General features: G+C 59.3%; 24 protein-coding genes and 1 pseudogene. 19 read left to right on the top strand and 6 right to left on the bottom strand.

Features of this window, described 5'->3' with window-relative positions:
• Positions 1-12 precede the first annotated feature (12 nt).
• The 12 genes and pseudogenes from proX to TZ03_RS28425 all read left to right on the top strand — a co-directional run.
• The gene (gene proX / locus TZ03_RS06415) at positions 13-1,014 is read left to right on the top strand and encodes a glycine betaine/L-proline ABC transporter substrate-binding protein ProX (RefSeq protein WP_051096509.1); all 1,002 of its coding nucleotides are present in this window, start codon (positions 13-15) and stop codon (positions 1,012-1,014) included.
• 79 nt (positions 1,015-1,093) lie between these two features.
• Positions 1,094-1,843 (top strand): aspartate/glutamate racemase family protein, encoded by a 750-nt coding sequence (locus TZ03_RS06410; protein ID WP_160297738.1) that lies wholly within the window; start codon positions 1,094-1,096, stop codon positions 1,841-1,843.
• A 172-nt stretch (positions 1,844-2,015) separates the two neighbouring features.
• Positions 2,016-3,128 carry a Rid family hydrolase gene (locus TZ03_RS06405; RefSeq protein WP_051096507.1) on the top strand — a complete coding sequence of 371 codons (1,113 nt, stop codon included), beginning with the start codon at positions 2,016-2,018 and terminating at the stop codon, positions 3,126-3,128.
• A 95-nt stretch (positions 3,129-3,223) separates the two neighbouring features.
• Positions 3,224-4,360, top strand: a complete 1,137-nt coding sequence (locus tag TZ03_RS06400) for a succinylglutamate desuccinylase/aspartoacylase family protein (RefSeq protein WP_051096506.1) — start codon at positions 3,224-3,226, stop codon at positions 4,358-4,360.
• Positions 4,361-4,478: 118 nt separating this feature from the next.
• Positions 4,479-6,161 carry a flavin monoamine oxidase family protein gene (locus TZ03_RS06395; protein ID WP_051096505.1) on the top strand — a complete coding sequence of 561 codons (1,683 nt, stop codon included), beginning with the start codon at positions 4,479-4,481 and terminating at the stop codon, positions 6,159-6,161.
• Positions 6,162-6,600: 439 nt separating this feature from the next.
• Positions 6,601-7,377: an ABC transporter substrate-binding protein gene (locus TZ03_RS06390; protein WP_051096504.1), complete on the top strand. Its 777-nt coding sequence runs from the start codon at positions 6,601-6,603 to the stop codon at positions 7,375-7,377.
• A gap of 25 nt (positions 7,378-7,402) precedes the next feature.
• Positions 7,403-8,092, top strand: a complete 690-nt coding sequence (locus TZ03_RS06385; RefSeq protein WP_051096503.1) for an ABC transporter permease — start codon at positions 7,403-7,405, stop codon at positions 8,090-8,092.
• A gap of 12 nt (positions 8,093-8,104) precedes the next feature.
• The gene (locus TZ03_RS06380) at positions 8,105-8,803 is read left to right on the top strand and encodes an ABC transporter permease (protein WP_051096502.1); all 699 of its coding nucleotides are present in this window, start codon (positions 8,105-8,107) and stop codon (positions 8,801-8,803) included.
• A 9-nt stretch (positions 8,804-8,812) separates the two neighbouring features.
• Positions 8,813-9,925, top strand: a complete 1,113-nt coding sequence (locus tag TZ03_RS06375; protein ID WP_051096501.1) for a succinylglutamate desuccinylase/aspartoacylase family protein — start codon at positions 8,813-8,815, stop codon at positions 9,923-9,925.
• A gap of 19 nt (positions 9,926-9,944) precedes the next feature.
• Positions 9,945-10,709 (top strand): ABC transporter ATP-binding protein, encoded by a 765-nt coding sequence (locus tag TZ03_RS06370; RefSeq protein WP_051096500.1) that lies wholly within the window; start codon positions 9,945-9,947, stop codon positions 10,707-10,709.
• Positions 10,710-10,787: 78 nt separating this feature from the next.
• Positions 10,788-11,693, top strand: a complete 906-nt coding sequence (locus TZ03_RS06365; RefSeq protein WP_051096499.1) for a MurR/RpiR family transcriptional regulator — start codon at positions 10,788-10,790, stop codon at positions 11,691-11,693.
• A 54-nt stretch (positions 11,694-11,747) separates the two neighbouring features.
• Positions 11,748-12,110, top strand: a pseudogene (locus tag TZ03_RS28425) (transposase); the annotation flags it as partial.
• A gap of 304 nt (positions 12,111-12,414) precedes the next feature.
• On the opposite strand, the gene lpdA reads toward TZ03_RS28425, so the two are convergent.
• Positions 12,415-13,815, bottom strand: coding sequence for a dihydrolipoyl dehydrogenase (gene lpdA, locus TZ03_RS06355; protein WP_051096497.1), 1,401 nt, complete (start codon positions 13,813-13,815; stop codon positions 12,415-12,417).
• 206 nt (positions 13,816-14,021) lie between these two features.
• Here lpdA and cfaB point away from each other — a divergent pair, with 206 nt between their 5' ends.
• Entirely contained in the window at positions 14,022-15,206 is a 1,185-nt protein-coding gene (gene cfaB / locus TZ03_RS06350; protein WP_051096496.1) for a C17 cyclopropane fatty acid synthase CfaB, read from the top strand.
• Positions 15,207-15,324: 118 nt separating this feature from the next.
• Here the strand turns inward: cfaB and cls are convergent, their stop codons facing one another.
• On the bottom strand, positions 15,325-16,764 hold the full coding sequence (gene cls, locus TZ03_RS06345; RefSeq protein ID WP_051096495.1) for a cardiolipin synthase: 1,440 nt from the start codon (positions 16,762-16,764) through the stop codon (positions 15,325-15,327).
• Positions 16,765-16,895: 131 nt separating this feature from the next.
• Between cls and TZ03_RS06340 the strand changes: the two genes are divergently transcribed.
• Complete coding sequence (locus TZ03_RS06340; protein WP_051096494.1) at positions 16,896-17,423, top strand: DUF3617 domain-containing protein; 528 nt, start codon at positions 16,896-16,898, stop codon at positions 17,421-17,423.
• 71 nt (positions 17,424-17,494) lie between these two features.
• Here the strand turns inward: TZ03_RS06340 and TZ03_RS06335 are convergent, their stop codons facing one another.
• Entirely contained in the window at positions 17,495-17,875 is a 381-nt protein-coding gene (locus TZ03_RS06335; protein ID WP_051096493.1) for a hypothetical protein, read from the bottom strand.
• A gap of 115 nt (positions 17,876-17,990) precedes the next feature.
• On the opposite strand from TZ03_RS06335, the gene zigA reads away from it, so the two are divergent.
• From zigA to TZ03_RS06320, 3 genes are read left to right on the top strand one after another with little or no spacing between them, the layout of a single operon-like run.
• Positions 17,991-19,199: a zinc metallochaperone GTPase ZigA gene (gene zigA, locus TZ03_RS06330; RefSeq protein WP_051096492.1), complete on the top strand. Its 1,209-nt coding sequence runs from the start codon at positions 17,991-17,993 to the stop codon at positions 19,197-19,199.
• The gene (locus TZ03_RS06325; protein ID WP_051096491.1) at positions 19,196-19,822 is read left to right on the top strand and encodes a DUF1826 domain-containing protein; all 627 of its coding nucleotides are present in this window, start codon (positions 19,196-19,198) and stop codon (positions 19,820-19,822) included. Before zigA ends, TZ03_RS06325 begins: the two co-directional genes overlap by 4 nt.
• 40 nt (positions 19,823-19,862) lie before the next feature.
• Positions 19,863-20,834, top strand: coding sequence for a CobW family GTP-binding protein (locus tag TZ03_RS06320; protein WP_051096490.1), 972 nt, complete (start codon positions 19,863-19,865; stop codon positions 20,832-20,834).
• On the opposite strand, the gene TZ03_RS06315 is transcribed toward TZ03_RS06320, so the two are convergent.
• The gene (locus tag TZ03_RS06315) at positions 20,835-21,227 is read right to left on the bottom strand and encodes a DUF3301 domain-containing protein (protein WP_051096555.1); all 393 of its coding nucleotides are present in this window, start codon (positions 21,225-21,227) and stop codon (positions 20,835-20,837) included.
• Between the two features lie 120 nt (positions 21,228-21,347).
• Here TZ03_RS06315 and pdxY point away from each other — a divergent pair, with 120 nt between their 5' ends.
• The gene (pdxY, locus tag TZ03_RS06310) at positions 21,348-22,220 is read left to right on the top strand and encodes a pyridoxal kinase PdxY (protein ID WP_051096489.1); all 873 of its coding nucleotides are present in this window, start codon (positions 21,348-21,350) and stop codon (positions 22,218-22,220) included.
• Here the strand turns inward: pdxY and TZ03_RS06305 are convergent.
• Together TZ03_RS06305 and TZ03_RS28420 are read right to left on the bottom strand one after the other, a co-directional pair.
• The gene (locus TZ03_RS06305; RefSeq protein ID WP_051096488.1) at positions 22,217-22,702 is read right to left on the bottom strand and encodes an acyl-CoA thioesterase; all 486 of its coding nucleotides are present in this window, start codon (positions 22,700-22,702) and stop codon (positions 22,217-22,219) included. The two genes, pdxY and TZ03_RS06305, sit on opposite strands and share 4 nt — an antisense overlap.
• An 81-nt stretch (positions 22,703-22,783) precedes the next feature.
• Entirely contained in the window at positions 22,784-23,056 is a 273-nt protein-coding gene (locus tag TZ03_RS28420; protein ID WP_082056552.1) for a hypothetical protein, read from the bottom strand.
• Here TZ03_RS28420 and TZ03_RS06295 point away from each other — a divergent pair.
• A complete protein-coding gene (locus TZ03_RS06295; protein ID WP_051096486.1) occupies positions 23,051-24,811 on the top strand; it encodes a cation:proton antiporter in 1,761 nt (586 codons plus the stop codon). The two genes, TZ03_RS28420 and TZ03_RS06295, sit on opposite strands and share 6 nt — an antisense overlap.
• Positions 24,812-24,823: the final 12 nt, after the last annotated feature.

The raw sequence follows: 24,823 nt of genomic DNA, 5'->3' as shown, positions 1-24,823 counted from the left end.
GAGTCTCGACAAATGACCTACCTTAAAGCTCAAGCAAATTTTCTGAAAGCTTCAATACTGTTTACACTTACATGTGTATCTTTACTGAGCAACGCACAAGATACCCTACCTGGTAAGGGCATCGCCGTAGTCCCAATCAAAAGTACGGATCAAGGCATCGCGTTCCAAAATCAGCTCGTCGTGCGTGGGCTAAAAGACCTAGGCTATGACGTCAAGGAAGCCAAAGAGGTCGAGTACGCCACGGCGCATATTGCCATTGCTAATGGCGACGCTACTTTCCTAGCTGGAAGTTGGGAGCCGTTGCACAACGACTTTTATGAGAAGTCAGGGGGAGATAGCAAACTGACTCGCAAAGGTGACTTATCTGCCAACGCCTTACAGGGCTATCTGATAGACAAGGTGACCGCAGATAAATATGGAATTACCAATATAAGCCAATTGAAGGATCCGGCCGTTGCGAAGCTTTTTGATAGCGACGGGGACCAGAAGGCCGATCTGACGGGATGCACGCCGGGCTGGGCTTGTGAGGAAATTATCGAGAAGATGCTCACAAGTACCGGTTTGAATGCAACAGTTACTCAGAAGACTGGATCTTATCCGGCATTGATGGCCGACGTAATCGCGCGCTACAAGGAAGGAAAGCCGATTCTCTACTATACTTGGACTCCCTACTACATCAGCGCTTTACTCGTACCAAATAAAGATGTGGTTTGGTTGGAGGTGCCTTATATAGCTAAAGCGGGTGAAACACCAACCACTGGAAAATACTACGGGTATGCTGTCAATACTCAACATATCGTATCGAACAAGGCTTTCGTTGAGGCTAATCCAGCGGCAGGAAAATTCTTCGAGCTGGTAAATATTGATGTTAACGATATCAACGCCCAGAACAACCGCATGTTCAAAGGCGAGGATAGCCCGAGCGATATCGATCGCCATGTCGATCTGTGGATCAGGAAACATCAACAGATCTACGACGCCTGGCTCACTGCCGCCCGCAATGCCGGTAAATAAGGGACAAAAGCGGAAGCTCACCATGAACACTCTATCACATGCTGCAAGACACGCTCTCCTGCGGGGAGAATGGCCACTGATGCCTAAGTCTGACGTTGTCAGACGCCCACTTCATTCTCCTGCTATCGGCTTGCTTGAGTTGTCGGTGGAAGTGGTAATGGCCAAGGAGCTTTTGGCCTTTTGCCCCAGGCAAGCGTCGCTCTACACAGGACGCATGGCCTTTTCTGGCGAGACGACGATTGATGGACTCTCCGCGGTAGCCAAAAGGGTTCCCGAAGCGGCAGCTCTACTGCCAGAGGCCGCCTGGATGCATGCCATCGTCTATGGCTGCACATCTGGGACCATCGTTCTCGGTCAGGATAAAGTTGCTGAGCTAATCCATCAGAGCCGCCCGGGTGTCCCTGTCGTCACCCCAATAGGTGCGGTTCTCAAGGCTTTCAAAGCCATGGAGCTCTCCAGAATCGCCGTGGTCACACCTTATGTAACTGAGGTCAACCGGCTGGTGGCCAGAGCTATCCACGAGGCCGGAGTTGAAATCGTGAGCGCACTCTCTTTCAGACAACGAGATGCCGAGGAAATGTTCCTCACCTCGGCCGAGGCATTTTTTGAAGCCGCCCTCGCGGCTGACAGCCCCGATGCCGAAGGCATCTTCATTTCATGCACGGGGATTAATGTCAGCCCAATAGTCAAGGAGCTTGAGCGGCTCACGAGTAAACCGGTTGTCACCAGCAATCAGGCAATTGCCTGGCAATGCCGCGAGATCGCCGGAGTTGCCGAAACTGAAGATGATCTCGGCGCTTTGTTCAGGCACCGACTGCCCGACCAGTGAAATTCTGAGTCGCGTACCGACACTCGGCGCCCTCGGGTCAATTCATATCTTCGGGACGGTCTTCTGGCACTTGTAGAGTTGCCGGATCCGTTACCGCTACGTCTATGAATCAACGGTCTAACTCAGCCGGCGCGGTCTATAGTTAATATTTTTTAAATTTCGGAGCCTTTAGATGGCCATCAATAATAAGAAACACCACCTTCCGTTCGGTTCCTTGTGGAAGATGAAGATTGATCATCCATACTCCTTGCTGGTTCAAGAGGGGGGGGTCGCTTGGTCCTGTGGTCAATGCCCGCTCGATGCGAACGGGCAAGTCGCGCATGAGGACGATTTAATCGCGCAGACGCACCATGTCGTGCAGTCGATCAGGAAGATCCTCGATAGCTCGGAAATGCGGTCACCCATGGCCGCTAAGTTGGTGGTCTACTATGTGGAAAAGTTTCCTGACCTTTTTCAGGAAATGATGTTTTTGCTGAAGCAGGCGTTCGGGGAGAAGTGTATTATCGTGCCCGTTCCCGTTCCGTATTTCTACTACAGCGGAATGCTGATCGAGATAGACATATACGCAGCAGAGGCAGAAACTTTTTCAAGGAGCGCAGTGGTCGAAAAAAACGGGCTGAAAATTGAGGTCATGGATTTTGACCAACTTGTCTGGGTCAAGCTATCCGCTGCAGCAGGTTATCAAAGGGGCGAAGATTGTGTCAGGATACTAAACGAAGTCCTCGAGGACTTCGACCTCACCACCAACGAATTCCTGTCTGACCACTGGTTTAGCCATCAGGATGCGCCTCCCTGTCTGCTCGCCGCGTTTTCTACACATGGCTTTGTCAGCGATCTGGGCGCAGTAGCGCTCACCCAACTGCCCGAATCAACAGCAGTCATTGGTGAGCTGACTTTCGTCAGGCGTTCATCGGCACAGGCTAGATCGGTATCTACCTCGCACCGAGTAGGTAATTCGGTGTTGACGCTGCGCCAGAAAGGCGAATTTTTCTGGGCCAACGTACGGTTCGAAAAGAGCGGATTGACGCTTCCAGAGCAGACTCGCAAGGCAATGATAGTTTTAAATAACGTCCTGCTCGCCCACGGCTTGAGTTTCGATCAGGTGTGCAAGGTCACTACTCACTATGTAGGCGATAGTACGCCTTCCGACCTGCACGAAAATATGACTGTACGCAACGCATATTTCAGCGCACCCGGCCCTGCCTCAACCGGCCTGCCGGTCGACGCACTACAGGGAGTGGATAGCCTAATCTCCATCGACGTATTCGGTCGAATCGCGTCATGAGCGTTATTGCGTGCGACGTCATTAAAGTTTAGTGCGTCGAAAAGATTTGGCTATCGACTTAGCCATTATTAAATTTCGGTCTTGGAGTTTATGAAGTGGCAATCACCAAAACACGAATTCCACTTCCTGGTCTGTACCCAGGCGTCGTCCATGAGTTGATGGTTCTGCAATTTGGTACAGCGGGCAGCAGGAGCATCTATGTCCAAGCAGGCCTGCATGCTGATGAGCATCCAGGTTTACTAGTACTACAGCACCTTATAGAGATGCTAAAGGAGCTGGATGAACGGAATAAAATTCAGGGTCAGATCACTATCGTTCCTTTCGCTAACCCCATCGGTATGTCACAACGCATTTTTGACAATGTCCTTGGTCGATTCGACTTCAGCAATGGCGAAAATTTCAATCGGAACTTTCCCTGCTTTGACGCATTGATCACTCAACAGTTAGGCGCCGGAGTCAAGCATTCAGTTTCGGACTGGAAATCATGCTTTGTCAGCCACCTTGACTCGCTGAGTCCCTCGACACCCACGGGCGCGATGAAAAGGCACTTGGCGAGGTTGGCCATTCAGCACGATATCGTGCTAGATCTTCATTGCGACATCGAATGTATTCCGCATATTTACGCATCGCATACTCAAGCGGACCAGGCTGTTCGTCTTTCCGGTGCACTGAGTGTCCCGGTCGTGCTACTGGAGCCTGATGGAGCCAGCGGCCGTGCGTTCGATAACATATATTCCAACGCATGGAGGCAACTCGAACTGAATGGCGCAATTGTTTCAGAACAGCGAGGATTCTCGGCGACAATAGAACTGCGGGGCAAAGCGGATGTTAACGACTATTGGGCGAAAGTGGATGCAACTGGCTTGCTCGAGTTCATGATCCAAGAAAACATCGTCGACGGGAGCGATATGGCTAGGCGTGATGCGCACACCGCAATCACTCAAAACTATGAGCTTGCAACAGCGTCCCAGATCCCTTGTCCGGTGGCCGGTCTCGTAACCTACAAAAAAAGACCTGGCGATGCGGTCAGTGAAGGCGAGGTCATTGCAGAGGTGGTCCACCTCGACAGCGACTGCTTTGGCGAGCGCACGGCCGTACATAGTGATTGCGATGGCTTACTCGTCATCCGGCAAGTGCCCGGCCTGGTCCGTCCCGGACAGCGCCTCGCGTTGATAGCCAGTAAGACACGGTTGCCCTCATGGGATGGTAACCACTCACTGTTGGATGCATGAGTAGTTGGCCAGGCGGGACCCTGGCCTCCAACACGAAAATGCCCACCTGCGGGCTAACTGAGAATGGCCCTGCTATTACCCCGATCTGTAGCTTCTCTCACCCCCATCGAGGTCTCCTATGAATAAAAAAAACCGCCACCCCGCTGAGGGCAAAAAGCCCATCACCATCTTCGGCCCAGACTTCCCCTTCGCCTTCGACGACTGGCTGGAACACCCCGCAGGCCTGGGCAGCATCCCGGCTGAGCGCCATGGTGAGGAAGTGGCGATCGTCGGTGCCGGTATCGCCGGCCTGGTGGCAGCCTACGAGCTGATGAAGCTGGGCCTCAAGCCAGTGGTGTACGAGGCCTCCAAGCTGGGTGGCCGGCTGCGTTCGCAGCCCTTCAACGGCACCGACGGGGTCATCGCCGAACTGGGTGGCATGCGCTTTCCGGTATCGTCCACTGCCTTCTACCACTATGTGGACAAACTGGGCCTGGAGACCAAACCCTTCCCTAACCCGCTGACCCCGGCCTCGGGTAGCACGGTGATCGACCTGGAAGGCCAGACCTACTACGCCGAAAAGCCCACCGACCTGCCCCAGCTGTTCCACGAAGTGGCTGACGCCTGGGCCGACGCGCTGGAAAGCGGTGCCCAGTTCGCCGACATCCAGCAGGCCATCCGCGACCGTGACGTACCCCGGCTAAAAGAACTGTGGAACAAGCTGGTACCGCTGTGGGACGACCGCACCTTCTACGATTTCGTCGCCACCTCGCGCTCGTTCGCCAAACTGAGCTTCCAGCACCGTGAAGTGTTCGGCCAGGTTGGCTTCGGCACCGGCGGCTGGGACTCGGACTTCCCCAACTCGATGCTGGAAATCTTCCGCGTGGTGATGACCAATTGCGACGATCACCAGCACCTGGTCGTCGGCGGTGTGGAACAGGTGCCGCAAGGCATCTGGCGCCATGTACCGGCGCGCTGCGCCCACTGGCCGGAGGGCACCAGCCTGAGCGCGCTGCATGGCGGCGCGCCGCGTACTGGGGTCAAGCGCATCGCGCGCGCCGCCGATGGCCGCCTGGCGGTTACCGACAACTGGGGCGACACCCGTCACTACAGTGCCGTGCTCGCCACCTGCCAGACCTGGCTGCTGACCACCCAGATCGACTGCGAGGAATCGCTGTTCTCGCAAAAAATGTGGATGGCCCTGGACCGTACCCGCTACATGCAGTCGTCGAAAACCTTCGTCATGGTCGACCGGCCGTTCTGGAAGGACAAGGACCCGGAAACCGGCCGCGACCTGATGAGCATGACCCTCACCGACCGCCTCACCCGCGGCACCTACCTGTTCGACAACGGTGACGACAAGCCGGGGGTGATCTGCCTGTCGTACTCGTGGATGAGCGACGCGCTGAAAATGCTGCCGCACCCGGTGGAAAAACGCGTGCAGCTAGCGCTGGATGCACTGAAGAAAATCTACCCAAAGACCGACATCGCCGGGCACATCATCGGCGACCCGATCACCGTTTCCTGGGAAGCCGACCCGCACTTCCTCGGTGCCTTCAAGGGCGCATTGCCGGGCCACTACCGCTACAACCAGCGCATGTACGCACACTTCATGCAGCAGGACATGCCTGCCGAACAGCGTGGCATGTTCATTGCCGGTGACGACGTGTCGTGGACGCCGGCCTGGGTCGAAGGCGCGGTGCAGACCTCGCTGAACGCGGTGTGGGGTATCATGAACCACTTTGGTGGCCGCACCCACCCGGACAACCCCGGCCCAGGCGACGTGTTTGACGATATCGGTCCGATTGCCTTAGAGGACTGAAACTCGATAACCCAAGCGTTTTTCCGAAATCTGTTGATTTTGAACCCCACCTTTCAACGTAGATCTTCAACCCCGGGCTGCCTCGGTAGCTAGGCTAAGCCGAACAGGTGGAGGTGATCGCCTGCGAACGGGCAATCCTACCTCTGCAGCTACCTAGGACAGCACCGGGGAAGGCTTCAACTCACTGCAACCGCTCTTCGCCAGTGGTCAAGTACCTGTTGAACCTCACTTATTCCTCTATCCCACCGACCGAGTCGGCTTCGATAGCTGGACCGCAGTGACCTTGTTTGGCCGCTTCGGACAGCCGTTAGTCACCACTATTGATACGTTTATTTCCAATTTATTTGATTTGTGAAATTAAACGTGTCATTTTCTTCGTGCCTCGCCGTACCCCGCACGGGCACAGGCAGGTACCGCCCTATCCACCGGAGTCAAGAATATGAACAAGACCGGATTTCTAGGCGCATTGACACTCTGTGCCTGCAGCGCGTTGGCCCAGGCTGACGAAGGCAGCTTGCGCATTGGCATCGAAGCGGCTTATCCGCCCTTTTCCTACCGCACCCCCGAAGGCGAAATTGCCGGCTTTGACTACGACATCGGCAACGCCTTGTGCGCGCAGATGCAGGTCCGGTGTCAGTGGGTAGTCCAGGAATTCGACGGCATGATTCCGTCGTTGAAAGTGCGCAAGATCGACGCGGTGCTGTCTTCAATGTCGATCACTGAAGATCGTCTCAAATCGGTCGACTTCACCGACAAGTACTACCACACCCCTGGTAAGTTCACGATGAAGGCCGGCAGCCAGATCCTCGACCCGGCACAGGACCTCAAAGGCAAGAAGCTTGGCGTCCAGCGTGCCTCTACCTACGACCGCTTCGCTACCGAGCAACTCGAAGGTGCGGGGGTCGAGGTGGTGCGCTACGCCGCACAGAGCGAAGCCTTTCTCGACCTGGTAGCGGGGCGGTTGGACGCCACCCTTGCCGACATCGTCAATACCGAAGAGAGCTTCATCAAGACCCCCGCCGGCCAAGGCTTTGCGCTGGTCGGCCCGGACATCAACGACCCTCGATACTTCGGCCGCGGCGCGGGGATTGCCGTGCGCAAGGGCGACACCGCCAACCTCGCGCGCCTGAATGCCGCCATTGCAGCAATCCGCGTCAACGGCACCTACCAGCAGGTACAGGCCAAGTATTTCCCGTTCGATATCTACGGCCAATAAACCCCGGCTGACGAGGACCTTCATCATGCTTCACGGCTACGGTTCGAGCATTCTCGAGGGCGCGTGGTTAAGCATCAGCCTGGCCTTGATGGCGATGGCAATGGCCATTAGCCTCGGCCTGATCGGCGCTGCTTGCCGGCTGTCACCGCTGCGCTGGCTGGCCGCCCTGGGCGAGATCTACACCACGATAGTGCGCGGTATCCCGGACCTGGTACTGATCCTGCTGGTGTTCTACGGCGGCCAGGATCTGGTCAACCGCTTGGCCCTGGCGCTGGGCTACGAGCAGTACATCGACATCAACCCGTTCATTGCCGGGGTCGGCACCATGGGTTTCATCTTCGGCGCCTATCTTTCGGAGACCTTTCGCGGGGCTTTTCTCGCCATACCCAAAGGCCAGGCCGAAGCAGGTGTCGCATACGGCATGGGCAGCCTGCAGGTGTTCTGGCGCATCAGCGTGCCGCAACTGGTGCGCTTGGCGCTGCCGGGCTTCACCAACAACTGGCTGGTACTGACCAAGTCCACCGCGCTGATTTCCGTGATCGGCCTGCAGGACATGATGTTCAAGGCCAAGAACGCGGCCGATGCCACCCATGAACCGTTCACGTTCTTCCTCACCGTGGCAGGCCTCTACCTGCTGCTGACCAGCCTGTCGCTGTTGCTGCTGCGCGCTGTGGAAAAACGTTATTCGTTCGGCATCAAAGCCGCCGAACTGTGAGGGGAGGTTTTCATGATGCTTGACTACCAACTGATCTGGCAGAGCCTGCCGCTGTATTTCAATGGCATTGCGCTGACCCTGAAAGTGCTGCTGATTTCACTGGCCTGCGGCTTGGCCCTGGCGATCCCCTTGGCATTGATGCGTGTATCACGCACTTGTCTGTTGCGCTACCCGGCCTGGCTCTTCACCTATGTCATCCGCGGCACACCGATGCTGGTGCAGCTGTTTCTGGTGTATTACGGCCTGGCCCAGTTCGAACCGGTGCGCCAGAGCCTGCTCTGGCCGTATCTTTCCAGCGCAACGTTCTGCACATGCCTGGCGTTTGCTATCAACACCAGCGCTTACAGTGCCGAGTTGCTTGCCGGCAGCTTGCGTGCCACCCCACGGGGCGAAGTCGAAGCGGCACGCGCCATGGGTATGTCCCGGCTGGCCCTGTACCGGCGCATCCTGCTGCCGTCTGCCCTGCGCCGGTCGCTGCCGCAATACAGCAACGAAGTGCTGATGATGCTCCAGACTACCAGCCTGGCGTCGATCGTCACCCTGGTGGACATCACCGGCGCAGCGAAAACCTTCAACGCCCGTTACTACCTGCCATTTGAAGCATTCATTACCGCAGGGCTGATCTACCTGGCCCTTACCTTCCTGCTAGTGCGCCTGTTCAAAGTGGCCGAGCGCCACTGGCTGGCCTACCTCGCCCCACGCAAGCACTGAGGAGCTTCCATGCAGCAAATTGACCATACCCTGCCCTGGAGCGCCTGCGGTACGCAACGGACGCTGAGCGTGTTTCGCTTCGGCAACGGCCCGCGCAAAGCCTATATCCAGGCCGCGCTGCACGCTGACGAGTTGCCAGGCATGCGCGTGGCAGTGGCATTGAAGGCCCGCCTGGCCGAACTGGAGGCGCAAGGCCGGCTGACGGGGGTAATAGAACTGGTGCCGCTGGCCAATCCGATTGGCATCGGCCAGATGTTCCAGGCTACCCATCAGGGCCGGTTCGAGTTCAACAGCGGGAAGAACTTCAACCGCGACTTCCCGGCATTGACCGAAGCACTGGTTGAGCGCCTGGAAGGTCAGCTGGGCGAGAATGGTGAAGACAACGTCGCCACCATTCGCTGTGCCATGCGCGACATTCTCGGCGAACTGCCAGTTGCACAATCGGAGCTCGATGGCCTTCGGCAGCTGCTTCTGCAGCACGCCTGTGACGCTGACGTGGTGCTCGACCTGCACTGTGATTTCGAGTCTGTGATGCTGCTTTATGCGCTGCCACAAAACTGGCCTCGCTTGCGCTCGCTGGCGGCACGCCTGGGCGCTCAAGCGGCGCTGCTTGCCGAGGACGCCGGCGGCAACGCATTCGACGAAGCCTGTGCGCTGCCGTGGGTGAGGCTGGCCGAACGTTTTACCCAGGCGAACATCCCGCTGGCCTGTATTGCCACCACCGTCGAGCTACGCGGCATGGCTGATACCGAACGCGAACGGTGCCAGGCTGATGCTGAACACATTCTTGCCTATCTGGCTGATCAGGGCCTTGTCAGCGGCCCGTGGGCGCCGGCACCGACACGCTGCTGTCAGGCCACACCGTTTGCCGGCGCCCAGTATGCCTATGCCGAACACCCGGGGGTGGTGAGCTACCTGCAACCCCTGGGGGCGCAGGTCAGAACCGGCGACCCGCTGTTCGAAGTCATCGACCCGCTCAGTGACCGACACAGCGTCGTCAGAGCCAGTACCGACGGTGTTCTGTATGCCCGCGAACGCCTGCGTTTCGCCCAACCAGGCCTGTGGCTGGCGAAAGTCGCCGGCAGCCTGCCTATTCGCCACGGCCGCTTGTTCAGCGACTGACACCAACGAGTATGCTTTGATGAACAAATTGGAAATTCACGACCTGCACAAAAGCTACGGCACCCATCAGGTACTCAAAGGCGTTTCGCTGCAGGCCAAGGCAGGTGATGTGATCAGCATCATCGGCTCCAGCGGCTCAGGCAAAAGCACTTTCCTGCGTTGCATCAACCTGCTTGAGCAACCCAATGCCGGGCAGATCATGGTCAATGGCGAAAACTTGAAGTTGCGCCCCTGCCCACGCGGCGGGCTGCGCGCCGCAGACCCAGGCCAGCTGCAACGCCTGCGCTCACGTCTGAGCATGGTCTTCCAGCATTTCAACCTTTGGTCGCACATGAGCGCCATGGACAACGTGATGGAAGCCCCGGTGCATGTACTGGGTATGGCCCGCAAGGAAGCCCGTGAAAAAGCCGAGCACTATCTGCACAAAGTCGGTGTCAGCCATCGCCGTAACGCCTATCCGGCGCACATGTCCGGCGGCGAGCAGCAACGCGTGGCCATTGCCCGGGCGCTGGCCATGGAGCCGGAAGTGATGCTGTTCGACGAGCCAACCTCGGCGCTCGACCCCGAGCTGGTGGGCGAGGTATTGAAAGTGATGCAGGCGCTCGCACAGGAGGGCCGCACTATGGTGGTGGTGACCCATGAAATGGGCTTTGCCCGGGAGGTTTCCAACCAGGTCATGTTCCTGCACCAGGGGCTGGCGCTGGAACGTGGCAACCCGCGGGAGGTGCTGGCCCGGCCGCAGTCGGAGCGCTTGCAGCAATTTCTTGCTGGTAGCCTGAAGTAAACAACCAAGGGCCCCTGGCTGCGGCCGAGGGGTCCTTGAGATACACTGCTGCCAATCTTTCAGGGAGCCTAGTGCAGGATGCCCAACCATTTGAAGCAAACCACTGTCTATGCCTCACCGGTTATGCGCAAGCTGTCAGAGAGCCTGCCCGACCTGCCGCCTTCGTTGCGCAAGGTCGCTGATTACATCCTGCGTCATCCGCTGAAGGCCGCCACCCTCACCATCGAAGAGCTGGCCCAGGCTACGGTGACTTCACCAGCAGCGGTCAACCGACTGGCCAAGGCCGTGGATCTGGGCGGCTATACGGGCATGAAGGCTGAGCTTGTAGCGACCTTGCAACAGATGGTCTCGCCCGTGGACAAGCTACGTAACGAGCTAGCCCAGCGCCCCAGCGGCGACTTTGGCCTACATGAGCAAATCCAGAGCGCCAGCAGTAACTTGGCTGTGGCGGGCAGCAACAACCAGGCCGACACGTTAGAAGCCTTCATTAGCAGGCTAACCTCGGCGCGCAAAGTTTATGTGCTAGGTTTTGGCAACAGTGTCTACCTCGCCGGCCTTGCGGCCTCGACATTAGTGCCGTTTTGCAAAGACACCTGTGCCATCAGCATGGAAGGCGGCAACGAGAATGCCGCCTATCGCCTGGCTGCGATTACTAAGCAAGATGTGCTGTTGGCGATTGCTATGCCACGTTACTCCCAAGATACTCTCCAGTTGTCGCGTTTTGCCCGTGAGCGCAATGCCACAGTGCTGGCGATTACCGACTCGCCAGCTTCCCCCCTGACAGCTATTGCACACCATGTCTTGTTCGCGCCAGGCGATCACCCGGTGCTGACCAGTTCCAACGTTGCCGTGCTAACACTGATCGAAGGCTTGGTAGCTGGCGTCATGGCACGAAATAAGGAAGCAGTGAAGTTGGCGACAGAACTAACCGAAAGCGTGATGTCTTATCTCCACCTACCCAGTAACAAGACATCCAAGAAATAGCGGATTGACTACAGCGAGCACTGCAGTTCTTCACCAATCCGGTACGGTGTGCGAATGTCTTATCACGAACTCAGTATTGAAGATCGTGTCACGATTCAGATCGGTCAGCTCCAGGGCCTGAGCCAGAGAGCAATCGCCCGGATGCTTGGCCGAAGCCCCTCGACCATCAGCCGCGAGCTGCGGCATAACACCAATGTCAAGGGCAAAGGCAACTCCTCGGCCGTCGGTACGCTGGTGGAACGCAGCACCGGATACCTGATGCTGATCTAGATGAATGACGCTACCGCTACCTCGGCCGTTGAAGGTTTCAGTACGGCGCTGAACCGGGTACCACTGGCAGCGCGCAAGACCATGACCTACGACCAGGGGCGGGAGATGGTCAGGCATGCCGAGATCACTCAAAACTGGCAGGTCAGTCAAACGGTCGTTTCCATGCCTTTCTCTACGGGCGTGTGTAAGTGAGTTTCCAGCATCTCCGTGAGCGAATACTCCAGAGGACCCCGGTAGGACCAAACTCATTTCTCCCAGTGTACTCGTCGACAGGCGCATCGGGATCCGACTGCGTTCTTAGATGTGGTTTGTAGGGCCCAGTAGGTAAAGGAGTTATTGGATGGCTGGCCGAGGTCGCTGTCGAGCTGCGCAAAGCCACGTCGTTGCTGGTTGCGACAGTTTTAATTCTCTAAATCAGCGGGAGCTGCAAAGCAGCCCCCGCTGTCTCGAATCAGATCTGCATCGCCATCCCATCCACGTTCATCGCTGCCTGGCGCAAGGCCTCGGAGCGGGTCGGGTGGGGGTGGCAGGTGAGGGCGATATCTTCCGCCGATGCCGAGAACTCCATGGCCACGCAGAACTCACCAATCATCTCGCTGACGCTTGGGCCTACCAGGTGCACACCCAGTACTTCATCGGTTTCGGCATCGGCGAGGACCTTGGCGAAGCCTTCGGTCTCGTGGTTGATCTTGGCGCGGCTGTTGGCGGTGAAGGGGAACTTGCCGACTTTGTAGGCACGCCCTTCGGCCTTGAGCTGCTCTTCGGTCTTGCCCACGCTGGCCAGCTCCGGGCGGGTGTAGATCACGCCGGGGATGAGGTTGTAGTTGACCTCGTGGGGCTTGCCGGCGATGCGTTCGATGCAGGCCACTGCTTCGTCTTCGGCCTTGTGCGCCAGCATCGGGCCGGAGGTGACGTCGCCGATTACCCAGATACCCGGCACGGACGTGCGGTGGTGCTCGTTGCCGAGCATGCCGCGCTTGTCGGTTACCAGGCCCACGCTTTCCAGGTTCAGCCCTTGGGTATAGGGGCGGCGGCCGATGGCCACCAGTACGTAGTCGGCCTGCAGCGTTTCTGCGGTACCGCCGGCGGCCGGCTCCAGGCTCAGGCTGACGCCATCGGCGCTGGCGCTAGCCTGGGTCACTTTGCTGCCCAGCTTGAACACCATGCCTTGCTTGGCCAATGCTTTCTGCAGGGTCTTGGCGGTTTCGCTGTCGGTGCCTGGGCAGATACGGTCGAGGTATTCGATGACCGTGACCTGGCTGCCCAGGCGACGCCATACCGAACCCAGCTCGAGGCCGATCACCCCGGCACCGATGACGACCAGGTGCTTGGGCACCTGCGGCAGGGACAGCGCGCCGGTCGAGTCGATGATGCGCTGGTGGTCGATGGTCACGCCCGGCAGGGGCGTGGGCTCGGAGCCGGTGGCAATGACGATGTCCTTGGCCTGCAGCGCGGTTTCGCTGCCGTCCTCGGCCTTGACCACGACCTTGCCGACGCCATCCAGGCGGCCCCAACCCTTGATCCAGTCGACCTTGTTCTTGCGGAACAGGTACTCGATGCCCTTGGTCAGGCCGGTCACGCTCTCGTCCTTCTGTTTCATCATCTGGGCGAGGTTGAGGGTGGGCTTCACTTCAATGCCGAGGTGGGCGAACTCGTCACCGCTGGCCGCCTCGTACAACTCGGAAGCATGCAGCAGCGCCTTGGACGGCATGCAGCCGACGTTCAGGCAGGTGCCGCCCAAGGTCGAGCGGCCTTCCACGCAGGCTACGCTCAGGCCCAGTTGGCCGGCTCGGATGGCTGCGTTGTAGCCGCCGGGGCCACCGCCGATGATCACCACGTCATAGGATTTCATGGGTTCAACTCCAGGATGAAGAAGCGCGAGAGGGGCACAAGGTTAGTCTGTGAACCATGAATTGTATACAATTTGCGTGCTTTTCAGGCCTGTTCGTTCTAGACCATGGTCGTGTTTAGCGGAAAACCTGCGCCAATGAACTACCCTGATCCGGGGGCGTCCGAAATGTATGGCGGGACGCCATCCAATGAGAGGGAGGGTCATCAATGCTTGCGCAACTTCCACCTGCGTTGCAAAGCCTGCACTTGCCTTTGCGTCTTAAGCTGTGGGACGGCAACCAGTTCGATCTGGGTCCGAGCCCGCAGGTCACGATCCTGATCAAGGAACCCCAGATGATCAGCCAGCTGACGCACCCGAGCCTGAATGAATTGGGCGAGGCGTTCGTCGAGGGCAAGCTGGAGCTGGAGGGCGATATCGGCGAGGTCATTCGCGTGTGCGATGAACTCAGTGAGGCTCTGCTGACAGACGAAGACGACAGCGCACCTCTGCGTACTGCCCATGACAAGGACACGGACGCCAACGCCATTTCCTACCACTACGACCTGTCCAACGAGTTCTACCAGCTATGGCTGGACGCCGACATGGCGTACTCCTGCGGTTACTTCCGCGAACCCGACAACACCCTGGCCCAGGCCCAGCAGGACAAGTTCGATCACCTGTGCCGCAAGCTACGCCTGCAGGCGGGTGACTATCTGCTCGATGTCGGTTGCGGCTGGGGTGGCCTGTCGCGCTTCGCCGCACGCGAGTATGGCGCCAAAGTGTTCGGCATTACCCTGAGCAAGGAGCAACTCAAGCTCGGTCGGCAGGGGGTGAAAGAAGAGGGCTTGGCTGAAAAGGTCGACTTGCAGATTCTCGACTACCGCGACCTGCCTCAGGATGGCCGTTTCGACAAGGTGGTCAGTGTCGGCATGTTCGAGCATGTGGGGCACGCCAACTTGCCGCTGTACTGCCAGAAGCTGTTCGGGGCGGTGCGTGCAGGTGGCCTGGTGATGAACCACGGCATCACCGCCAAGCACGTGGATGGCCGACCGGTAGGGCGGGGCGCCGGTGATTTCATCGACCGCTACGTGTTCCCTCACGGTGAACTGCCGCACCTGTCGATGATCAGCGCCAGCATCTGTGAAGCGGGGCTGGAGGTGGTGGATGTGGAAAGCCTGCGCTTGCACTATGCCAAGACCCTGCACCACTGGAGCGAGAACCTGGAGAACCAGTTGCACAAGGCCGCGGCGCTGGTGCCCGAGAAGACCTTGCGCATCTGGCGCCTGTATCTGGCTGGGTGTGCTTATGCCTTCCAGAAAGGCTGGATCAACCTGCACCAGATACTGGCAGTGAAGCCATACGCCGATGGGCACCATGACCTGCCCTGGACGCGGGAAGACCTGTATCGCTGAAGCCCGCAAGGGTATGCACATCTTGTAGGAGCGGGTTTACCCGCGAATGCGATTGTGGGTTCACTAACGCATTCGCGGGTAAACCCGCTCCTACAAGGGCCTGCGCAAAAATGAGTGCTTAGAGAATTGGCGAAATCAGCCGTGCAATCCGCATCGCCAGTTGTTGCAGCCGGTGGGTATCGCGGCTGTCCTCGGCAGTAATCTCCCGCGCCTGTTCAAAGTCATTGATCAGCATGTTCTCGACCTGGTCGGCGAAGCTGCGGTCGACCGTCAGCAGGGTGATTTCGAAGTTCAGGCGGAACGAGCGGTTGTCCAGGTTGGCACTGCCGATCGCGCTGACATCGTCATCCACCAGCACCACTTTCTGGTGCAGGAAGCCCGGCTGGTAGCGGAACATGCGCACACCGGCACGCACCGCTTCGAAGGCGAACAGGCTGGAGGCGGCATAGACGATGCGGTGGTCAGGGCGTGACGGGATCAGCACGCGCACATCCACCCCACGCAGCACCGCCAGACGCAAGGCGGCGAACATCGCCTCGTCAGGGATGAAGTAAGGGCTGGTGATCCACACCCGTCGGGTGGCCGAATGAATCGCTTCGAGGAAGAACAGTGAGCAGGTTTCCTGCGGGTCGGCCGGGCCGCTGGCCAAGGCCTGGCACAGCACGCCGTTATCCGGGTAGGCATCCGGAAGGATCAGCGGCGGTAGCTGGCGCGTGGCCCAGTACCAGTCCTCGGCGAACGACTCCTGCAGGCAGGCCAGTACTGGCCCGCTGATCTGCACATGGGTATCGCGCCAAGGTGAGAGCTGCGGGTGACCCCCCAGGTATTCATCACCCACGTTGTGCCCGCCGATGAACCCGAGCAGGCCATCCACCACCACGATCTTGCGGTGGTTGCGGAAGTTCACCTGGAAGCGGTTGAACCAGCCGCGACGGGTCGCGAAGGCATGAATCTGTACACCTCCATCGCGCAGCACCTGGCTGTAGTTCGCGGGCAAGGTATGGCTGCCAACGCGGTCATAGAGCACGAAAACCTGCACCCCTTCGGCGGCCTTGCGCAGCAACAGTTGCTGTAGCGCCTTGCCGAGGTTGTCGTCATGGATGATGAAAAACTGCACCAGCACCACGTTCCGGGCTTTTTCGATGGCGGCGAAGATGGCATCGAATGTCGCCTTGCCATCGATCAGCAACTTCACCTGGTTGTTGGCCAGGCAGGGCATGCGCCCCAGCTTGGGCATGGCGCGCAAGGCTGCATAGCTTTCTGACTCACGGGCTGTGAGGGCTTCTTCTACCCAAGGCCGCCAGTTGAGGTCGGCCATGGCCACGTGCATTTCCTGGTTGGCCTGGCGCCGGGCCTTGATATAGGCATAGAACGAACGGGCGCCGAAGATCAGGTACGGGATCAAGGTGAGGTAGGGGATGAAGAACAAGGGCATGGCCCAGGCGATAGCGCCTTGGGCAGTCCGCACGGTGAACAGTGCGTGCAGTGCGGCGACGATACCCAGCACGTGAACCAGGCCGAGTAGGAAACCGAAGAAGTAGGGGCTGTGGTAATCCATATGCATCCTGCTTGCCGAGTACACTTGAGCTAACAGAACACGTTCCCGGTCCGCCTTGCAACCCGAAGGTGGATTTGGCGTCTAAGGCTCAGCCCGGTCCGGTTGACCGGTTTTTCCAGGAGCGTTAGTCCATGAAAATTCGTCTGCCACTGTTGGCGTTGGCCTTGGGTGTGAGCAGCCCGCTGGTGCATGCTCAGATGCTGCAGCCAGGTTTGTGGGAGCTGACCACCAGCAACATGCAGGTCGATGGCAAGCCGTTACCCGATATGCAGTTCATGCTCGGCCAACTGAAGAACCTGCCGCCGGAGCAGCGCGCGATGATGGAAGGGGTGCTGGCCAAGCAAGGGGTGACCATCGGGGGCCAGGGGGTGCGCTCGTGCTTGACGCCGGAGCAAGTGGCAACCAACGACATCCCGTTGCAAGACCCGGCGTCAGGTTGCACCCAGAGGATTACCGAGCGCACTGGCAATGTGTGGAAGTTCCAGTTCAGTTGCCCCAAGGCGCAGGGCAGTGGCCAGGCCACGTTCCTCAGTGACAAGGAATTCACCACCCAGGTAAGTGGCACGTTCAACGCATCGGGTGTACAGCAGCAAGGCAGCATGAACACCCGAGCCGTTTGGTTGGGCAATGACTGTGGCACGGTCAAACCGCGCAGCTGATATCCCAGAAGCAAGGCATGCAAACCGATAGTTCCACGTGGAACATTTCGGCATTTCAAACAAAAAGGCGCTCAGCGGCAACCGCCGACCAAGCTGCAATGCAGGCTGAAGCGCTGGCCACTGGAACTGGATACACGGTTAAAGGTAGTCCAGCCGATGCGACGGCTGTAACCCACCCAGGCCTCACCATCGCTGGCCACGCCAGTAAAAAACGTCAACGTTCCATAGCGGCTGTTGGTTTGTGCCCAAAGGCGCCGGCTGGTGGTGTCATAGCCGCGCAGGTAGAACGTGCTGCCTTCGGTGCGCACGCTGTAGTAACTGCCCTTGCTGTCCTGGCAGGCGAGCAGCGTCGCGCTGCGCGTACAAAGCGCTAACGCGCTGCCCTGTGGCATGGCGAACAGCGAGGTGGGCATGGCCAACAGCAGCAACCCCAAAACGCGTGGCAGACTCATTTTTCATCCCCGGTGAGCACTTGTTCGTCGAGAACGGCTTGGCGAAATTGGATTGTTACTTTATAACATTATGCAATGCATCGTTTCGAATGCGTCCGCCTGAAGAGGTTTCGCCATGTCCAACCGTCTCCCCGTCACCGTGCTGTCCGGCTTCCTTGGCGCCGGCAAGAGCACTTTGCTCAACCATGTGCTGCGTAACCGCGACAACCTGCGGGTCGCGGTCATCGTCAATGACATGAGTGAAATCAACATCGACGCCAGTGAGGTGCAGCGTAACGTCAGCCTCAATCGCGCTGAAGAAAAACTGGTCGAGATGAGCAACGGTTGCATCTGCTGCACTCTGCGTGAAGACCTGCTCGAAGAAGTGGCGCGGCTGGCTGAAGAAGGGCGTTTCGATTACCTGCTCATCGAGTCCACGGGTATCTCGGAGCCACTGCCGGTCGCCGAGACCTTCACCTTCCGCGACGAACAGGGCCGCAGCCTGTCCGACATGGCGCGCCTGGACACCATGGTCACCGTGGTCGATGGGCTGAACTTCCTGCGCGATTACCAGGCAGCAGACACCTTGGCCAGCCGTGGCGAGACCCTGGGCGAAGAAGACGGGCGGTCGATCAGTGACCTGCTGATCGAGCAGGTGGAATTCGCCGATGTGCTGTTGCTGAGCAAGATCGACCTGATCAGCCAGCATGAGCGCGAAGAGCTCATCGCCATTCTACGCAGCCTCAATGCCCGGGCGCAGATCCTGCCCATGGTCATGGGCCAGGTGCCGCTGGCGCGTATCCTCGACACCGGTCTGTTCGACTTCGACCAGGCCGCGCAGGCACCTGGCTGGCTACAGGAGCTGCGCGGCGAGCACGTGCCGGAGACCGAAGAATACGGCATCGCGGCCACGACCTGGCAGGCCCGGCGGCCGCTTCATCCACAGCGCTTTTACGACTTTATCCACACCCCTTGGAGCAATGGCCGGCTGCTGCGCTCGAAGGGCTTCTTCTGGTTGGCCAGCAAATACCGGGAAGCCGGGAGCTGGTCACAGGCAGGCGGCATGATGCGCCACGGCCTGGCGGGGCGTTGGTGGCGTTTCGTGCCGCGCGAGCAGTGGCCGCAGGATGTGGATAACACCGCGGCGATCTTGAAGCACTGGACTGCCGAGAGTGGTGACTGCCGCCAGGAGTTGGTGTTCATCGGGCAGAATATCGACTTCACCAGATTATCCACAGCGCTTGATGCCTGCCTGTTGACGGATGAAGAAATGGCCTTGGGGCACATGGGCTGGTTGCGTCTGCCCGATCCGTTCGGCCCATGGTACGAGGAGGCGGCAGCATGAACTTGGCGCAGCAGCCTGTGGATATTTTCCAGGTGTTCGGTGAAACCCCGCAGGTGCTGACCGAGGTCCTGCAGGACGGGGTGAACCTGGCCGTATGGCGCCGGCGCTTGCCGGCACAGTTGGAAGACTTTGCCGAACTGGTGGTCAGCCTTGGGCAACCCTTGGCTGATCAGCGCGTAATCGACGTGGACGAGCAGCAGATACCGGTATTGACCGATCTGCTGCGCGAAGCGGCGGACCTGCACGGATACGAAGCCTTCGTTGCCGATGTGGCCTGGCTGGTGGCGGCCTACACCTGCCTGGTTGGCGCACGGCGGGTCGGTTTGCGCCTGCGGGTACTGGCCGGCCCCATGTGCCCGCGCTTCCATGTGGATAACGTGCCGTTACGCCTGCTCACCACCTATGCGGGGCCGGGTAGCGAATGGCTGCAAGAGCAGGCGAGCCCGCGGGGGGAGTTACACACAGTTCAGCCCTCTGTGGATAACATCCAGCGCCTGCAAGCCGGCGAGGTAGCCGTGCTCAAGGGTGAGAAGTGGCAGGGTAACGAAGGTGCTGGCCTGGTGCACCGCTCACCCGCTGCTCAGCAGGGGCGGCTACTGCTCAGCCTTGACTGGTTGGCCTGACAGCGCATAGTGAGGCATCACCACCGCTTGAAGCTCCCCCATGCTGCAGAACATACCCACCCATGTGATTGCCGGCCCGCTGGGGGCCGGCAAGACTACCCTGATCCGTCATCTGCTAGCGCAGCGCCCGGCCAATGAACGTTGGGCAGTATTGATCAATGAGTTCGGCCTGGTAGGCCTGGATGCGGCCTTGCTCAGCCGGGACGAAGATGGCATCGCCATCGGCGAGGTCGCAGGCGGTTGCCTGTGCTGCGTCAACGGCATGCCGTTCCAGGTGGGCCTAGGCCGGCTGCTGCGCAAATCGCGGCCTGACCGGCTGTTCATCGAGCCTTCCGGGCTGGGGCACCCGCTACAGCTGCTGGCCCAGCTGCAGCAAGCCCCTTGGGCTGGAGTGCTGACAATACAGCCGTTGCTGATGGTTGTGGATGCGCAATCCATGCTTCGGAACGAGCCACTTCCAGAAGCTCAGCAGCAGGCTTTCGATACTTCTGCGAGCGTTGTTTTCAACAAATCCGAAGCTGTGGATGAATTATCTAGGTTGTTGATAACTAAAAAATTTATTGGAAAGAAAATTTTCTGGAAAGTCCAAGGGCAGCTGTCTTTGTCAGATCTCCCGACGTCATCTACAGACATTGTGGATAGCTCGTTTGTGGATAACAGGATTATCGACAATCCTGGGCGTAGCCCGGCAACGCTATGGCCAGACCCTGGCCAGCCGATCTGTCTTGCCCAGCAAGGACAGGGAGGTTGGAGCATCGGCTGGCGCTGGCATCCCGGCCAACAGTTTTATCCACAGCGCCTGCAGGCGTTCTTGCGAGCCTGGCCATGGCGGCGCGCCAAAGGCGTTATCCACAGCGTGGAGGGCTGGCAATCATTCAACGGGCTGAACGGCGAGCTGCCCCAGTGGCAGCCCAGCGATTGGCGCAGGGATACCCGCATCGAGCTGATTTTCGAGCAGCCGCAGTCGCGTACCGAACTGGAAGCTGGGTTGAACGGGTGTCGCCTCAGCTGATCAATTGCGCCAGCGGTTGTGCTCCTGGCGCCACTGCTGCATCTCGATGACATTGTCGGCGCGCGGCGGGGTGTTGATTTCGAACGGGTAGGGCGCCAGTTCGATCTGCATGCTGTGGGCGCCGAATTGGGTCACGGTACCGGGGTGGCGTTGCTCGCCGGTGACGGTGAACTCGAAGGCGTAGATGCGTGCCAGGCGCTTGCGGCCATTGGCATCACGGACGAAGGCGATGCGCTTGAGCGCCACGGCATCGTCGAGCAGCTCGAGATCGAGCTTGGCGCAATGCTGTTTGACCCGTTCCAGGGCTTTCTCGCGCAACCCGTGGTTGTGCCACAACCAGGCGCCTGCCGTGGCTACCAGCATCAGGACGAAGAGGTTCTCCAGGGTCAACATTTGCATATGCTCCAAACAGGTCGTTCCAGCTTAACTGCGTCCCTGGCCTGTCGTACAGGTGGCAATCGAGTTCATACTGCGCTGCGCACAATCCCTGAAACAGCTTTGGAAACTTCCCGCATGAAACGTACTCCGCACCTGCTCGCCATCCAGTCCCATGTGGTGTTCGGCCATGCCGGCAACAGCGCCGCGGTGTTTCCCATGCAACGTATCGGGGTCAACGTCTGGCCGCTCAATACCGTGCAATTCTCCAATCACACTCAGTATGGCCAGTGGGCGGGTGAAGTGCTTGCCCCGGCGCAAATTCCTGCATTGGTGGAAGGCATTTCCAACATTGGCGAGCTGGGCCACTGCGACGCGGTGCTTTCCGGCTACCTGGGCAGCGCCGAGCAAGGGCGGGCGATCCTGGCCGGCGTCGAGCGGATCAAGGCAGTGAACCCAAAGGCTCTGTACCTGTGCGACCCGGTCATGGGGCACCCGGAAAAGGGCTGCATCGTGCCACCGGAAGTCAGCGAATTCCTGCTCGACGAGGCGGCCACCCGGGCGGACATCCTATGCCCCAACCAACTCGAACTGGACAGCTTCTGTGGGCGCCGTGCGCAGTCGCTGGAGGATTGCGTGAACATGGCGCGCAGCCTGCTGCAGCGCGGGCCGCAAGTGGTGCTGGTGAAGCACCTGGCCTATCCCGGGCGGGCCGAGGATCAGTTCGAGATGCTGTTGGTGACCGCCGAGCACAGCTGGCACCTGCGCCGCCCGCTGCTGGCATTCCCGCGGCAGCCGGTGGGGGTGGGTGACCTGACCTCTGGTTTGTTCCTGGCCCGTGTGCTGCTCGGCGACAGCTGGCTGCAGGCGTTCGAGTTCACCGCCGCAGCGGTGCATGAAGTGCTGCTGGAAACCCAGGCCTGCGCCAGCTACGAACTGCAGCTGGTGCGGGCCCAGGACCGCATCGCCCACCCGCGGGTACGCTTCGAGGCGCAGCAGCTGGCGCTTTAAATGGTGTCGGTTTTCAGGTCCTGGTAGCGTTTTTCCAGCTCCTGGCGGATCTGGCGGCGTTGCTGGCCTTGCAGGAAGCGACGCTTTTCCTCGCTGCTCTGCGGCTGGCGCGGTGGTACCGGCACCGGGCGGCGGTTGTCGTCGACCGCGACCATGGTGAAGAAGCAGCTGTTGGAATGGCGTACCGAGCGCTCGCGGATGTTCTCGGTCACCACCTTGATGCCCACCTCCATCGAGGTGTTGCCGGTGTAGTTGACCGATGCCAGGAAGGTCACCAGTTCACCCACATGCACAGGCTCGCGGAAGATCACCTGGTCGACCGACAGGGTCACCACATAGCTGCCGGCATAGCGGCTGGCGCACGCATAGGCCACTTCGTCGAGGTACTTCAGCAGGGTGCCGCCATGTACGTTGCCAGAAAAGTTGGCCATGTCCGGGGTCATCAGGACGGTCATGCTCAGCTGGGCGTTTCCAGGTTCCATAGTGTGCTCACGGTGAGGTTGCGCTGAATCGGGCGAATGGGGCTGCTGGGGATCGTTATCTGTAGACACTTCTTTTCCCCTCTAGAATTTGCCTTGCTGGTACGGGACGTTGGCTGGCGCTGCATCGTCACGCTGATCATGCCATCGACGGCGCTTTTCCAGCCGATCTGTTTCTACATATTGCACTGGCTTTTTGCAGCGGAGTGCGATGTTACCCTGAGCACGCCCATGTAACATGGGCTTTCCTGCATTCAATACAGTATGTACTTGCTGCTCGCTCAGGTTGGCCTTGGCGGAGGAGCGGTCTGCCCAGGCATCCATAAAAAGACGAGAAAGGAGTATCACGCCATGCATGCCATCAGCTTCATCCAGGACCTGGCAGTCATCATGCTGGTTGCTGGCGTGGTCACCATCCTCTTTCACCGTTTCAAGCAGCCCGTGGTGCTGGGCTACATCGTCGCCGGTTTCCTCATCGGCCCGCACACCCCGCCGTTCGGCCTGATCCACGACGAAGACACCATCAAGACCCTCGCCGAGCTGGGGGTGATCTTCCTGATGTTCTGCCTGGGGCTCGAGTTCAGCCTGCGCAAGCTGTTCAAGGTGGGCGCCACGGCGTTCATCGCCGCGTTCCTGGAAATCGTGCTGATGATCTGGATCGGCTTCGAGATCGGCCGCTGGTTCGGCTGGAACACCATGGATTCGCTGTTCCTCGGTGCCATCCTGGCCATTTCCTCGACCACCATCATCGTCAAGGCGCTCAACGACCTGAAGATGAAGAACGAGCGCTTCGCCCAGCTGATATTCGGCGTGCTGATCGTCGAGGATATCCTGGGCATCGGCATCATCGCCCTGTTGTCGGGCATCGCCGTCAGCGGCACGGTCAGCTCGGGCGAGGTGTTCTCCACGGTCGGCAAGCTGTCGCTGTTCATGATCGTCGCGCTGGTCATAGGCATCCTGCTGGTACCGCGGCTGCTGGCCTATGTGGCCAAGTTCGAAAGCAACGAGATGTTGCTGATTACCGTGCTGGGCCTGTGCTTCGGCTTCTGTCTGTTGGTGGTGAAGCTGGAATACAGCATGGTGCTTGGCGCCTTCCTGATTGGCGCAATCATGGCCGAATCGCGCCAGTTGCTGAAGATCGAGCGGCTGATCGAGCCGGTACGCGACCTGTTCAGTGCCATCTTCTTCGTTGCCATCGGCCTGATGATCGACCCTCAGGTGCTCATCGATTACGCCTGGCCGATCGTGGTCATCACCCTGGCGGTGGTGCTGGGCAAGATGCTGTCCTGCGGCATGGGGGCGTTCATTGCCGGGAATGACGGGCGCACGTCGCTGCGAGTGGGCATGGGGCTTTCGCAGATCGGCGAATTTTCCTTCATCATCGCCGCGCTGGGCATGACCTTGCAGGTGACCAGCGACTTCCTCTACCCAGTGGCTGTCGCGGTATCGGCAATTACCACGCTGCTGACGCCGTACCTGATCCGTGCGGCCGACCCGCTGTCGCTGAAGTTGGCCAAAGTAGTGCCTAGCCGCCTGGCGCGGGTGCTGTCGTTGTATGGCGAATGGTTGCGCAGCATTCAGCCACAGGGCGAGGGCGCGATGCTGGCGGCGATGATCCGGCGCATCCTGTTGCAGGTGGGGGTGAACCTGGCGCTGGTGGTCGCCATCTTCTTCAGTGGTAGCTACTTCGCCGGGCGTATCGGCAACTGGTTCAGTGAGTGGGTCAGCGATGTCAGCCAGCAGAAAGCCGTGATCTGGGGGGCGGCGTTGTTGCTGTCGCTGCCTTTCCTGATCGCTGCCTATCGCAAGCTCAAGGCGCTGTCGATGCTGCTGGCAGAGATGGGCGTGAAACCGGAAATGGCGGGGCGGCATACCCAGCGCGTGCGCCGAGTGATCGCCGAGGTGATTCCGCTGTTGTCGCTGCTGGTGATTTTCCTGCTGCTGTCGGCTTTGTCGGCGAGCATTCTGCCAACCAGTGAGTTGCTGCTGGTGATTGCCGTGGTGGCCGCGGTGGTAGTGGCCTTGCTGTGGCGCTGGTTCATCCGCGTGCACACGCGCATGCAGATTGCTTTGCTGGAGACGCTGGAGAACAGCCGCGAGAATGGCCACTGAAGGGAGCAATGC

This window comes from Pseudomonas sp. 10-1B, from assembly GCF_000935045.1.
Taxonomy (GTDB): domain Bacteria; phylum Pseudomonadota; class Gammaproteobacteria; order Pseudomonadales; family Pseudomonadaceae; genus Aquipseudomonas.
The sequence above is the reverse complement of the archived record's forward strand: the minus strand, read 5'-3'. Positions and strand labels throughout refer to the sequence as shown.